The organism is Mesorhizobium sp. LNHC221B00 (assembly GCF_000502935.1).
Classification (GTDB): domain Bacteria; phylum Pseudomonadota; class Alphaproteobacteria; order Rhizobiales; family Rhizobiaceae; genus Mesorhizobium; species Mesorhizobium opportunistum.
The window spans coordinates 47,513-60,803 of record NZ_AYWR01000007.1; the positions used below are offsets into that span (position 1 = coordinate 47,513).

The window sequence follows — 13,291 nt, forward strand, 5'->3', positions numbered from 1 at the left end:
GAGATCCTTGCCATGCATCTCACCTCGCTGCTCATTTTCGCCGCCGCCCTGTTTGTCGCTGCCGGTTCACCAGGCCCCTCGATCGCGGCTCTGGTCGCGCGGGTCATCTCGAAGGGCTTTCGTGACGTGTTCCCGTTCCTGCTCGCCATGTGGATCGGCGAGGGCATCTGGCTATCGCTGGCGGTGTTCGGGCTGGCCGTCGTGGCGCAGACCTTCCATTTCGCCTTCGTCGTGGTGAAGTGGGTCGGCGTAGCCTATCTCGCGTACCTCGCCTGGAAAATGTGGACCGCACCTGTCGACGCCAAGGAAGGCGAGATGCCGCGCGAGGATTCTCCGGTGAAGCTGTTCTTCGCCGGCATGGCGGTGACGCTCGGCAACCCCAAGATCATGATGTTCTACCTGGCGCTGCTGCCGACCATCATCGACCTGGCCTCGGTCAGCATCGTCGGCTGGGTCGAGCTGACGGCGACCATGGCCGTGGTGCTCATTGCCATCGATCTCGCCTGGGTGCTCGCCGCCTCGCAGGCGCGCAAGCTGCTGAAGAGCAAGCGCGCCATGAAGATCGCCAACCGCGTCAGCGCCACGACGATGGCCGGCGCCGCCGCGGCCATCGCGGCGCGGTCCTGAACCGGGGCGTCAAGCCATCATATTGAGGATCGGCGCGATCTCGACGTTGCAGTTCGGCTCCATCAGGATCGGACAATCCTTGGCCTTGCTGGTGGCGTCGTCGATGTCCTTCGCCTCGATGATCGAATAGCCGCCAGTCGGGTTACTGCCGCCATTGTTCTCGACCTTGCCGCCGGGCAGAACGGTTTTCGACATGCCAACCGGATTGCCACGGTCGACCACAGCCGAGCCAAGTTTCCCGAACCAGCCCATCCAGCTGTCCGTCAACGCCTTTAGATCGGCCTCGGTCGCCGGCATCTTGCCGGAACCGTGATAGACGTAGAGAAATTTCGCCATGTTCTCCTCCCTTCATCAGCGGCATCGAACCGGCATGCGGTCACGCCGCGCGCCGATCATCGGACCAAACGGGCAAACAATCAACGAAGATGAGGGATAGCTGATATAAGGCGGGCAGGATTCCGGCCGCCGCGCCTCATCTTGCCATGGCGTGGTATTCGTCGTTCGGCCGCATGTCGATCGCCGCCGCCACGCGGTTCGACATGTTGAAGAAGGCAGCGGTCGAGGCGATGTCCCATATGTCGCGATCGGTGAAGCCGGCCTGACGCAGCGCGGCCCGATCGGCCTCGACAATCTTGGCCGGCTGTTCGGTCAGCTTGACGGCGAATTCGAGCATTGCGGTCTGCTTGGGCGAAAGATCGGCGGCGCGGAAATTCATCGCCATCATCTCACCGAGCGCCGGGTCGCCGGACAGCTGGCGCACCGCCGCGCCATGCGCGGTCAGGCAATAATAGCAATGGTTGATGGAGGAGACGGCGACCGCGATCATCTCGCGCTCCAGCTTCGACAGGCCGGACTCACCCAGCATCAGATCGTTGTACATGTCGGTGAAGGCGCGCAGTTTCTTGTCGTCGAAAGCGTAGGCCTTGAGCACGTTGGGAACGAGGCCGAGCTTCTCCTCGCATTTGGCGAAATAGGCTTTTGTCGGCTCGCTCAACTCTTCGGGAGCCAGATCGAGCGCCGAAATTTTGCCGTTCATTGGTCATCTCTCCACCCTGGATGATGGCTTGCCGCCGAATTCCGACAATTGGAATTCCGATAATTCTTGGCAAGCCGTCAAACCTTTGTCGCCAAACAGCGGTCATCTGCTACCATAGTCTCAAAAGCATGCGACGGGAGGCAAGAAGCACCATGGCCAGCGTGAAAACCGCAGCTAAGTCGAAAAACAAGGCAACAGCGGCGGCGAAAACGGAGGAAAGGCCAGCCAGGCTTGCCGATTACCTGCTTGCCCGAGCGCCGGCCGAAGACATCGCCGCCTATGAAGTGGCCGACCTCGAACGCGCCGCCGACCTCGCCGGTCAGGCGGTCGCCGGCCACAAGAAGGGTGAATGCGTCGTCGCCGTCGAAGCCGATTCGGGTGTGTTCCGCGAAGGCCGGCCGGTCACGGTGATCACCGTCGTCAACGACAACATGCCGTTCCTGTTCGATTCCATCCTCGGCGAGATCACGGAAACCGCCGGCGAGCCGAGCCTGGTCACCCACCCGGTCATCACGGTTCGCCACGGCAAGGGCGGAGTGGAAGAGATCCTCGGCGACGGCAATTTCGCCAAGGACGACGGCAGCCACGATCGGCTGAGCGTCATCCACGTTCATATTCCACGGGTGACGGTCGAAGCTGCGACCGGCTTGACCGAGCGGCTGCGCAAGATGCTCGGCCAGGTTCACGCCGCCGTCCACGACTGGAAGCCAATGCTGGCCCGGCTCGACCAGGCGATCTCGGAGTTCCGCTATTCGGCGGTGCCGCTCGACAAGAAGAGCGTTGCCGAGGCGATCGCTTTCCTGGAGTGGCTGCGCGACGACAATTTCACCTTCCTCGGCATGCGCGAATTCAAATACACCGGCGGCGAGGAAAGCGGCACGCTGGAGCGCGCCGACAAGGCCGGCCTCGGCATCCTGACGGATCCCGACGTGCTGGTGCTCAGGCGCGGCACCGAAGCGGTGACGACGACACCGGAAATCCGCGCCTTCTTGCACGGGCCGGAGCCGCTGATCGTCACCAAGGCCAATGCCAAGTCGTTGGTGCACCGCCGCATCTATCTCGATTACATCGGCATCAAGACCTACACCGCCAAGGGCGCGTTGGCGGGCGAACTGCGCATCGTCGGCCTGTTCACCTCGACCGCCTACACGCGCTCGGTGATGAAGATTCCCTATCTCAGGTCCAAGGCCGAAACCATCATCGCCAAGTCCGGCTTCGACCGCCACGATCATTCCGGCAAGGCACTCATCAACGTGCTGGAGAGCTATCCGCGCGACGAACTGTTCCAGGTGCCGGTGCCGATCCTGAGAAAGCACGCCGCGGCCATTCTCGGCCTGGTCGAGCGGCCGCGGGTGCGGGCGCTGGTGCGTGCCGACCAGTTCGACCGCTTCGTCTCGATCCTCGTCTTTGTGCCGCGCGACCGCTACGACAGTGTCGTGCGCGAGAAGATCGGCGCCTATCTGAAAACCGTTTTCGAGGGCCGGCTGTCGGCCTATTACCCGGCCTTCCCGGAAGGCGGGCTAGCGCGCGTGCATTTCATCATCGGCCGCTCCGGCGGCAAGACGCCGAAAGTCGAGCAGGCGACGATCGAGGCGGCGATCCGAGACATCGTGCGGACCTGGGAGGATGCCCTTTCCGACGCGGCGGATGCCCATGGCGGGGACCAGGCGCTGAAGACAATCGCCGCGAGGCTGCCGGAGAGCTATCGCGAATCGTTCAGCGCGGCGGAGGCATTGGTCGATGCCGGGCGCATCGCCAAGATCGGCGCCGACAATCCGATCGCCATCGACTACTACCGCCATGCCGAGCAGAAGCCGCATCAGGCGGCGCTGAAGATTTTTCACCATGCCAGCCCGGTGGCGCTGTCGCGGCGCGTTCCGCTGCTGGAAAACATCGGCTTTCGCGTCATCAGCGAGCGCACCTTCGAGGTTGGTGACGAGCAGTCCGGCAGGGTCTTCATCCACGACATGGAGTTGGAGAACAGCTATGGCAAGCCGATCAACCTCGGCGATGGCGGCGCGCTGTTCGAGGACGCGTTCCTGTCCGTCTGGCGCGGCGATGTCGACAATGACGGCTATAACGGCCTTGCCCAGACCGCCGGCCTGTGGTCCGGCGAAATCACGATCCTGCGCGCCTATGGCCGCTATCTGCAGCAGGTCGGCATTCCGCAAAGCCAGGACTTCATCGCCGCGGCACTGAACCGCTATCCCGACATCGCGCGCGGCCTGCATGCGCTGTTCATCGCCCGGCTTGGCCCGACCGCCGAGGGCGAAGGCGTGGTGGCGGCCAAGCATCTCAAGGCCAAGATCAAGGATGCGCTCGAAGATGTGCCCAACATCGATGACGACACCATCATCCGCCGCTATCTCAATCTGATCGAAGCCTCGCTGCGCACCAATCATTTCGTTGCCGATACGAAAGAGAAAGGCCAGTCGCTGGCGATCAAGCTCGACTCGCAGGCGGTCGAGGGGCTGCCGGCGCCACGGCCGTGGCGGGAGATCTTCGTCTACGGTTCCGAGGTCGAGGGCCTGCATCTGCGCTTCGGCCCGGTGGCGCGCGGTGGCTTGCGCTGGTCTGACCGGGCCCAGGACTACCGCACCGAGGTGCTCGGCCTGGTCAAGGCACAGCAGGTCAAGAACGCCGTCATCGTGCCGGTCGGCGCCAAGGGCGGTTTCTATCCCAAGAAGCTGCCGATGAGCGCCGGGCGTGACGCGATCTTCGAGGCCGGCACGTCGGCCTACAAGAATTTCGTCTCCAGCCTGTTGTCGATCACCGACAATATCGGGCTGGACGGCGTCATTCCACCGGCCGGCGTCGTCAGGCGCGACCAGGACGATCCGTACTTCGTCGTCGCCGCCGACAAAGGCACGGCGACCTTCTCCGACACCGCCAACGCGATCTCCGAGAAGCATGGCTTCTGGCTCGACGACGCCTTCGCCAGCGGCGGCTCGGCCGGCTATGACCACAAGAAGATGGGCATCACCGCCAAAGGCGCCTGGGAAGCGGTCAAGCGGCATTTCCGCGAGATCAACCGCGATATCCAGACGTCGCCCTTCACGGTTGTCGGTGTCGGCGACATGTCGGGCGACGTGTTCGGCAACGGCATGCTGCTATCGCCGAAGACAAGGCTGATCGCCGCTTTCGACCATCGCGACATCTTCATCGATCCGGACCCGGACATGGCGGCCTCGATGGCCGAGCGCGAGCGCATGTTCGCTCTCGCCCGCTCATCCTGGCAGGACTACGACAAGAGCAAGCTTTCGGAAGGCGGCATCATCGTCTCGCGCAACCAGAAGTCGATCACCTTGCCGGCGGCATCGGCGGCGGCGATCGGCTTGGCCAAGACGACCGCGACGCCGGTCGAGATCATGACCGCTATCCTCAAGGCGCCGGTCGATCTGTTGTGGTTCGGCGGCATCGGCACCTATCTCAGGGCATCGACCGAAACCAATGTCGAGGTCGGGGATCGTGCCAACGACGCCGTCCGCATCACCGCGCTCGACGTGCGCGCCAAGGTGATCGGCGAGGGCGCCAATCTTGGCGTCACGCAGCGGGCGCGCATCGAGTTCGGCATGAATGGCGGCCGCTGCAATTCCGACGCCATCGACAATTCGGGCGGCGTCAACTGCTCCGACGTCGAGGTCAACATCAAGATCGCGTTGGCGTCGGCCATGCGCAAAGGATCGCTGACGCGTCCGGCGCGCAACAAGCTGCTGGCCGAGATGACCGGCGAGGTCGGCTCTCTGGTGCTGTCGAACAACTACCAGCAGACCCTGGCGCTTTCGATCGCGCGCAAGCGCGGGCTCGCCGACATCGCGCATCAGGCGCGGTTCATGACCGCGCTCGAGGCGCGCGGCCTGCTCGACCGTGCCGTCGAGACGCTGCCGTCGCCGGCAGCACTTGCCGAGCGCGAGGCGCGCGGCGAGCCGCTGACCCGGGCGGAACTCGGCGTGCTGCTCGCTTATGCCAAGATCGTGCTGTTTTCCGACATCGTCGCCAGCGACGTGCCTGACGATGCGCATTTCGACCGCGACCTGATGGGGTATTTCCCGGACCGGATGGGCAAGAAATACGCCGCCGAGATCCATGGCCACAGGCTGCGCCGCGAGATCATTGCCCGTGTCGTCGCCAACGACCTGGTCAATCGCGGCGGCCCGTCCTTCGTCAACCGGCTACAGGAAGCGACGGGCCGCACCGCCGCCGACGTGGTGCGCACCTTCGCGGTGGTGCGCGACGGCTTTGCGCTGCCGGCGCTCTATCGCGAGATCGACGCGCTCGACAGCCAGATCGACGGCCAGGTGCAACTCGATCTCTACCAGATGGTTAGCCGGCTGATCTATGTGACCAGCGGCTGGTATCTGAAGAACGATGCCGGCACGGCGCCGCTCGGTCAGCGCATCGCCGAGCTGCAGGAAGCGCGCAAAGCGCTCGAGCCGAAACTCGTTTCGCTGCTGCCGGCGTTTTCACGCGAGCGGATCGAGGAGAAGCGGCACGGGCTATTCAAGGCCGGCGCGCCGGAACGATTGGCCGGGCAGCTGGCGCTAAGCGAGGTGGCGGAACTCATCCCCGACATCGCCCTGACGGCGCGCACCGCCGGTGCCGACATCGTCGCCGCTGCCAAGGCGTTCTTCGCCGTTAGCGACGCCTTCCGCATCCCGCGCGTCGAGGACGCCGCACGCTCGATCACACCTTCGGACTATTATGACCAACTCGCTCTGTCCCGTGCCACCGACACGATCGGCGCGTCGCGTCGCGGCATCGCGGTGGCGGCGCTCACCGGCCATGCCGATACGGCGGACCCGGTGGTGGCCTGGCTGGAAGCCGGCGGCGAGCGGGTAGCGCGCATCCGCGAGCGGTTGCAGGCGCTCACCGAAGGCGGCGACATCACCGTGTCGCGGCTGTCGGTGGCGTCAGGCCTGATGAGCGATCTGACGGGGATGTGAGGTCGATAGCGTGCATAGCAGCTTGGCGCATGCATTGTTATGCCGCGCTGGTCGACCCCCACTCCGTCTCGGCTTCGCCGAGCCACCTCTCCCCCGATCGACGGGCAGAGGAAAGGCGCCAAGCTCTTTGCCGTCAACGCGCGTCCAGCAACGCTCCTTTCCTTTTCCTCCGGAGGGGGAAAGGTGGCGCTGCGAAGCAGCGACGGATTGGGGGAACCACGTGGCAATCAAGCCTCGGCCGATCAGTCACGCTAATCACACAAGATGTGCGCATAGCGTAGCTTTCGTGGGGGTACGGAACCCAGGAGCAATGAACGGCAGCTGGACGCTTGTCATTTGCGCGGTCATGAAAAACATGCAGACATGGCGCCCGACACGGGCGCGGCCGGGGGAATCATCATGGCGGTAGAAACAGTGCAGCGTGCGTCGGGACGCGGCATCTGGGGATGGATGTTCTTCGACTGGGCGGCGCAGCCGTTCTTCACGGTCGTCACCACCTTCATCTTCGGTCCCTATTTCGTTTCGCGCATGGCTGGTGATCCCAATACCGGCCAGGCCGTCTGGGGCTACGGCATCGCCGCCGCCGGGCTGGTCATCGCGGTGCTGTCGCCGATCCTCGGCTCGATCGCCGACCAGACCGGGCCGCGCAAGCCGTGGATCGCCTTCTTCGCCGCGATCAAGATCACCAGCCTCATCCTGCTGTGGTTCGCGGCGCCCGGCTCGAACCTATTCCTGGTCGTGGCGCTGTTCTCGCTGGCTTCCGTGGCTGCCGAGTTCTCGACCGTATTCAACGATTCCATGATGCCGCGGCTGGTGCCGAAGAGCGAGATCGGCCGCATCTCCAACATCGCCTGGGGCCTCGGCTATCTCGGCGGCATGATCGCGCTGATCTTCGTCGTCACCTGCCTGGCCGGTTCGCCGGAGACCGGCAAGACGATCATCGGCATCGACCCGCTGTTCGGGCTCGACCCGAAGCTCGGCGAAGACGCCAGGGCCACCGGGCCGCTATCGGCCGGCTGGTATTTCCTGTTCATCCTGCCGATGTTTTTCTTCACGCCGGACGCCATCAAGGGCATCCCGATCGGGCCAGCGGTTCGCGAAGGCCTGTCGGAGCTGAAATCGACCCTGGCCGAGGTGCGCAAACGCGGCGGCATCTTCCGCTTCCTCGTCGCCCGCATGATCTATCAGGACGGCGTCAACGCCCTGCTGGCGCTCGGCGGCACGTTCGCGGCAGGCATGTTCCACTGGTCGATCACCGAGATCGGCATGTTCGGCATCATCCTCAACGTGGTCGCCATCTTCGGCTGCTGGGTCGCCGCACGGCTGGACACCGCGCTCGGCTCAAAGGCCGTGGTGATGATCGCGTTGGTCATGCTGTCGGTCGCCACCATCGGTGTCGTCTCGACCGGTCCGGGCTTCACGCTGCTCGGCCTGATCCAGCTGCCGACCACCGATTCCGGCGGGCTGTTCGGCACGGCGGCGGAGAAGGCCTACATCCTGTACGGCCTGCTCATCGGACTGGCTTTCGGGCCGGTGCAGGCGTCGTCGCGTTCCTATATGGCGCGCAGCGTCACGGCCGCCGAATCCGGCCGCTATTTCGGCATCTACGCGCTGGCCGGCCGCGCGACCAGTTTCCTGGCGCCGTTCCTGGTGGCGACGATCACCGCGGTGAGCGACTCGGCCCGGCTCGGCATGGCGGTGATCATCCTGTTCCTGGCTATAGGCATGGCGATCCTGCTCAGGACGCCTTATCCGGCGGATCGGCCGGTGGAATAGCGCCTCTTCCTTCTCCCCTTGCGGGAGAAGGTGGCCGAGCGAAGCTCGGTCGGATGAGGGGTGCGCCAGGGAACGCCAATGCCTCACTCCGCTGGAACACCCCTCAACCGTCTCGGCGCTGTCGCGCCGATCCACCTTCTCCCGCAAGGGGAGAAGGAAAAAGGTGCTTCAATGCCTGAAGTGCCTGACGCCCGTGAACACCATGGCGATGCCATGCTTATCGGCGGCGGCGATGACATCTTCGTCGCGCATCGAGCCGCCGGGCTGGATCACCGCGGTGGCGCCGGCTTCGATGGCCGACAGCAAACCGTCGGCGAAGGGGAAGAAGGCGTCGGACGCGACGACCGAGCCCTTGGTCAGTGGCTCCGCCATGCCGGCCGCTTCGGCCGCGTCGAGCGCCTTGCGGGCGGCGATGCGTGAGGAATCGACGCGACTCATCTGGCCGGCGCCGATGCCGACGGTGGCGCCGTCCTTGGCGTAGACGATAGCGTTCGACTTGACGTGCTTGGCGACGCGGAAGGCGAATTTGAGGTCGGCCATCTCGGCCGGCGTCGGCGCGCGCTTGGTCACCACCTTGAGCTCGAGCTCGTCGACCACGGCATTGTCGCGGCCCTGGACCAGCATGCCGCCGGCGACGGACTTGACCGTCGTGCCGGGCGAGCGCGGGTCGGGCAGGCCGCCGGTGACCAGCAGGCGCAGGTTCTTCTTCGCGGCGACGATCGCCGCCGCCTCGTCGGTCGCGTCGGGCGCAATGATCACCTCGGTGAAGGTTTTCACGATCTCTTCCGCCGCCTCGGCGTCGAGGGTGCGGTTGAGAGCGACGATGCCGCCGAAGGCCGAGACCGGGTCGCAGGCCAGCGCCTTGGCGTAGGCGGCTTTCAGCGAGGCGCCCTCGGCGACGCCGCACGGGTTGGCATGCTTGATGATCGCCACGGCGGCGGAGTGGCCGGGATCGAATTCGCCGGCCAGTTCGAAGGCGGCATCGGTGTCGTTGATGTTGTTGTAGGACAGCTGCTTGCCCTGCAGCTGGCGCGCCGTGGCGACGCCCGGCCGCTTGTCGCCATTGACGTAGAAGCCGGCGCCCTGGTGCGGGTTTTCGCCATAGCGCATCACCTCGGTCAGCCTGCCGCCGAAGGCGCGCCAGGTCGGATGCTCGATGTCGAGCGCTTCGGCGAACCAGCCGGAGATCGCCGCGTCATAGCTGGCGGTGCGGGCAAAGGCCTTGGCGGCCAGCTTCTTGCGGAAGTCCAGCGACAGCGAGCCGATGTTCATCTCCAGCGCGTTCAGCACCGAGGCGTAGTCGCCAGGATCGGTGACGATGGCGACGTAGGCATGGTTCTTGGCCGAGGCGCGAATCATCGCCGGGCCGCCGATGTCGATGTTCTCGACGATCGCTGCATAGTCGGCGCCGGAGCGGCGCACCTCCTCGAACGGATAGAGATTGGAGACGACGAGATCGATCGGCTCGATGCCGTATTTGTGCATCGCCGCCGAATGTTCGGGGTCGTCGCGCACGCCAAGCAGCGCGCCATGCACCGATGGATGCAGCGTCTTGACACGGCCATCCATGATCTCGGGAAAGCCGGTGAGCTCGGAAACGTCGCGCACCGTCATGCCGGCCTCGGCGATCGCCTTGGCGGTGCCGCCGGTCGAAACCAGTTCGACGCCGGCCGAAGCCAATCCCCTGGCGAAGTCGATCAGGCCGGTCTTGTCGAAAACGGAGAGCAGGGCACGGCGGACGGGAACGAGGTCCGGTGCGGGAATGTTCTTGGCGGCGACGGCCATGGGCTGGCGGCCTTTCACGGCTGGAGGGGCAAGCCCGCGCCCTAGCACATGATTTCAGGAAATCAAACCGGCGGTCGGGTTTTGACGCAATTCACAAGGGAAAGCGCTGCGCGCTTTTCCCGGAAAAACCGCTTCACACTTTCCTGGAATTTCTTCAGTTGTTTTCCGGGTAGCCGGCGATGCTGGTGCGCGTCAGCTGCCAATGGACTTCGGCCACATCGGACGCCTTGAATGCAAGCACGATCTGGCGGTTGCGGCGCGGGCCGCCAAGACCGGCGAAGTAGATCGATTCCTCGACCTCCGGCACCACTTCGCTGGAGGTGAACACCCAGGTGTCGGCCTGGTCGGCGGTCAGCACCAGGCGGTCATGCTCGTCCTGCAAAAGGTTGATGTCTGGATGGATATGGAAGCGCACGGTGACGAAGTCGCGGCCGTTGTTGCGGATCTCGGCATTGCCGGGCCGCTGGAACCGGTCCCTGCCGGCGAGCACATTGCCGTTCGAGGACAGTTTCAGGTCGCGCTCATGCAGGAAGCCGAAGCGCTGGAGATAGCCGTCATGACGGGCGATGAAGCCGTGAACGCCCTTCTGGTCGGTGCGCTTGCACTGGACATGCTGCGGGCCGCCAATCAAGGGCGAACCCAGCTGGTCGTTGACCCGCAGCGAATGGGTGAACCGCGCCGAAGAGGTGTCGTTGATGGTGGCGGTCGAGTGCGCGGCGGTGGCGCGGGCCAGCGGCCGGAACTCGGCGGCGCCATAGGTGTCGATGCCGGCGTTGACGATATAATGCTGGCGGCCCGACGACAGTTCGAAGGCGAGACAGCCGGCGTGGGCCGCGTTGGACACGTCGACCGGCGGCGGCAGGCCGGTATCGGCAATGACGGTGGTGCCGCCCATCGACAGCCGCTCATAGCCCGAATGCGGCGCATGCAGCAGCGGAGCTCCGGCGGTGTCGTCGTGGCGCAGGATGGTGGCGATACGATCGTGGATCGTGGCGCCCATGCCGTTGAAGCGGGCCAGGCTGCCATCCTGGTGTCGGAAGAAGCGCAGCGCCGGCAGCATGCGGTCGATCGCGCCGATCAGCGCCTGCGGCGGCGCCTCCGCCTGGTTGGCGTAGGTCTGGCGCAGCGGCAAAAGGTCGGCGAGGATTTCCAGCACCGTCATCGGATTGCGTGAGATATGGCCGCCGTCGGCGAGGATCTGGCGGTTGAGCTCCTCGGCCAGGTTGCGGGTGGCGCCGCGCAGCGCCGAAGCCGGCGCCGGCAGGGAAAGCGCCGCGAAGGCCAGCGCGATGCGAGCCCGCAGCCGGTCCTTGCCGTCAGGCATTTCGCGGGCCATCGACCTCAGGTAGCGGATCTGGACGGCCAGCGATTTCAGGAAGGCGCGATAGAACGGAAACTCCGCGCCTTGCAGCACCACGGAAGAATGCTGCAGCCAGGCGATGATGCGCTTGGCCGTGATGCCAGGCTCCCAGGCGATGCCGGAAATATGGCTGCCATGCATGGTGATCCAGTCGGAAACCAGGGCGCGGGCATTGGCGGCGGCAAGCTCGGTGCCGGCTGCGCGCATGTGGCGAAGCCAGCGAAAGCCATGCAGCGTCTTTTGCCAGCCGTGATTTGGAACATTGATCTGGAAGGGTGACTTGCCGCCGGTCTCGACCAGATGCCCCGACAAGGGATAGCGGCCGTAATAGATCTCGAGCGCGATCTGCGGGTCGGCGAGGCGCAAGTCCGGCGGCGCGATCAGCACGCGTTCGGGCGTGCGCCCGGAATAGCGCCAGCGATAGACTGGCCCGGCGCGCAAGCGCCGGCGCGTCTTGCGCCAGAACTCCTTCGCGACAAGCGTCCAAAGACGCGTCGTGTTGCTGGCAACCAGTGCCAAAAGCCCTCCTGGACGTCCTCTACCCCGGTGCAAGTTTATACGATTCAAGAACTTATGCGAAGGCCGATTTCGCCTGATCGAGCCACTTCACGCGGCCGTGGCCGGGTCGTCCCTAAAAAAGTCAGGTCTTTTCCGGGTCATACACCCGGTTCATGCCGCGACTTAGGTCCTCTTGTGGCGTGGCGATCGGCACAAGGCATAGTGCCGGCTGGTCATGAGCGAAAGAGTCCCGGTCGGTTTTCCACCCATGGGAAGAGTCGAGATACCAAGCTATTGTTCTGCCAAGGTCGAAGCCATCCAGGTGATTGAAATGTCGACATCAGCCGACGAACAGGCGTTGCGGGATAGCCCGCCGGTTGCCTTGACAGCCAACGGCAAGGTGCTGTCGACGATGCCGAACAGGCTGGGCTACCTTTCCCCAACGGACCCTTCCATTGGCGTCGAGGCCATTCGCCGCCTTTACGGAACGCAAGGCTATGTCTGGCTAAAAGGGCTCTTGCCGCGCGGTGAGGTGATCGAGTTTCGCGGCTGGGTGCTTTCCCATCTTGCCGATAGCGGACTTTTGAAGCCGGCGACCAACCCTTCGCTCGGTATCGCTTCCGACAGTGCTATCGATCACCAGCTCGCCAATCGCCGCTTGATGTCGGTGGTCCGTTCGACGGCCTATGAGGGCTTTTGCGCGCAGCCGCGCCTATCGCGCCTGATGGACGCTTTCACGGGCGGGTTATCCTACCTGCACAAGCGAAAGATCATGCGCTTCACCTTGCCCGGCACCGCCACCGCGACGCCTGCGCATTACGATCTCGTCTACCTGCGTGGCGGCACAAGCCGCGTGGTGACGGCCTGGATACCGATCGGCGATGCCTCGATCGACATGGGAGGTCTCATCTACCTGGAGGGATCGCATGCCATTGGCGCTACCCTGGAGGCACAATTCGCCAGGGACAATGCCGATCTCGGTCCCGAGGAACGCATCAGCGCCTACAACCGCAATATGACAGAGGGTGGCTGGGTGTCGAAGGACCTGCCTCACATGGCGGAACAGTTCGATACAAGGTGGCTGATGGCGGATTTCGAGGCGGGCGACATCGTCCTTCACTCGCCCTACATGATCCATGCCTCCACCACCAACCAGAGCAAAAACGGGCTGATCCGGCTGTCGACCGACATCCGCTACCAGAATGTCGACGACGAAATCGATGCTCGTTGGGGCAACCACTGGAGCCTGGACGACATGCTCTAACT

Annotated in this window: 8 protein-coding genes; 4 read left to right on the forward strand and 4 right to left on the reverse strand. The window is 64.5% G+C overall.

Translation table 11 applies throughout. The features are described from left to right. Positions 1 to 12: 12 nt before the first annotated feature. The gene (locus X741_RS155135; protein WP_023777550.1) at positions 13 to 627 is read left to right on the forward strand and encodes a LysE family translocator; all 615 of its coding nucleotides are present in this window, start codon (positions 13 to 15) and stop codon (positions 625 to 627) included. Between the two features lie 9 nt (positions 628 to 636). On the opposite strand, the gene X741_RS155130 is transcribed toward X741_RS155135, so the two are convergent. After that, a complete protein-coding gene (locus X741_RS155130) occupies positions 637 to 963 on the reverse strand; it encodes a hypothetical protein (RefSeq protein WP_023777551.1) in 327 nt (108 codons plus the stop codon). A 136-nt stretch (positions 964 to 1,099) separates the two neighbouring features. Next, a complete protein-coding gene (locus X741_RS155125) occupies positions 1,100 to 1,663 on the reverse strand; it encodes a peroxidase-related enzyme (RefSeq protein ID WP_023777552.1) in 564 nt (187 codons plus the stop codon). Positions 1,664 to 1,815: 152 nt separating this feature from the next. Here X741_RS155125 and X741_RS155120 point away from each other — a divergent pair, with 152 nt between their 5' ends. Both X741_RS155120 and X741_RS155115 read left to right on the forward strand, forming a co-directional pair. After that, on the forward strand, positions 1,816 to 6,606 hold the full coding sequence (locus tag X741_RS155120; protein ID WP_023777553.1) for an NAD-glutamate dehydrogenase: 4,791 nt from the start codon (positions 1,816 to 1,818) through the stop codon (positions 6,604 to 6,606). A gap of 399 nt (positions 6,607 to 7,005) precedes the next feature. Next, positions 7,006 to 8,382, forward strand: coding sequence for an MFS transporter (locus tag X741_RS155115; protein ID WP_023777554.1), 1,377 nt, complete (start codon positions 7,006 to 7,008; stop codon positions 8,380 to 8,382). A 168-nt stretch (positions 8,383 to 8,550) separates the two neighbouring features. Here X741_RS155115 and purH read toward each other — a convergent pair whose 3' ends face one another. Beyond that, positions 8,551 to 10,167 carry a bifunctional phosphoribosylaminoimidazolecarboxamide formyltransferase/IMP cyclohydrolase gene (purH, locus tag X741_RS155110; protein WP_023777555.1) on the reverse strand — a complete coding sequence of 539 codons (1,617 nt, stop codon included), beginning with the start codon at positions 10,165 to 10,167 and terminating at the stop codon, positions 8,551 to 8,553. A gap of 154 nt (positions 10,168 to 10,321) precedes the next feature. Beyond that, entirely contained in the window at positions 10,322 to 12,046 is a 1,725-nt protein-coding gene (locus X741_RS155105) for a heparinase II/III family protein (protein ID WP_023777556.1), read from the reverse strand. Between the two features lie 310 nt (positions 12,047 to 12,356). Between X741_RS155105 and X741_RS155100 the strand changes: the two genes are divergently transcribed. Continuing rightward, positions 12,357 to 13,289 carry a phytanoyl-CoA dioxygenase family protein gene (locus tag X741_RS155100; RefSeq protein WP_023777557.1) on the forward strand — a complete coding sequence of 311 codons (933 nt, stop codon included), beginning with the start codon at positions 12,357 to 12,359 and terminating at the stop codon, positions 13,287 to 13,289. The last annotated feature ends 2 nt before the right edge of the window (positions 13,290 to 13,291 follow it).

Bases quoted from the DNA above. Each gene is read 5' to 3' on its own strand.
- X741_RS155135 (WP_023777550.1), top strand. From the start codon at position 13: ATGCATCTCACCTCGCTGCTCATTTTCGCCGCCGCCCTGTTTGTCGCT.
- X741_RS155130 (WP_023777551.1), bottom strand. From the start codon at position 963: ATGGCGAAATTTCTCTACGTCTATCACGGTTCCGGCAAGATGCCGGCG.
- X741_RS155125 (WP_023777552.1), bottom strand. From the start codon at position 1,663: ATGAACGGCAAAATTTCGGCGCTCGATCTGGCTCCCGAAGAGTTGAGC.
- X741_RS155120 (WP_023777553.1), top strand. From the start codon at position 1,816: ATGGCCAGCGTGAAAACCGCAGCTAAGTCGAAAAACAAGGCAACAGCG.
- X741_RS155115 (WP_023777554.1), top strand. From the start codon at position 7,006: ATGGCGGTAGAAACAGTGCAGCGTGCGTCGGGACGCGGCATCTGGGGA.
- purH (WP_023777555.1), bottom strand. From the start codon at position 10,167: ATGGCCGTCGCCGCCAAGAACATTCCCGCACCGGACCTCGTTCCCGTC.
- X741_RS155100 (WP_023777557.1), top strand. From the start codon at position 12,357: ATGTCGACATCAGCCGACGAACAGGCGTTGCGGGATAGCCCGCCGGTT.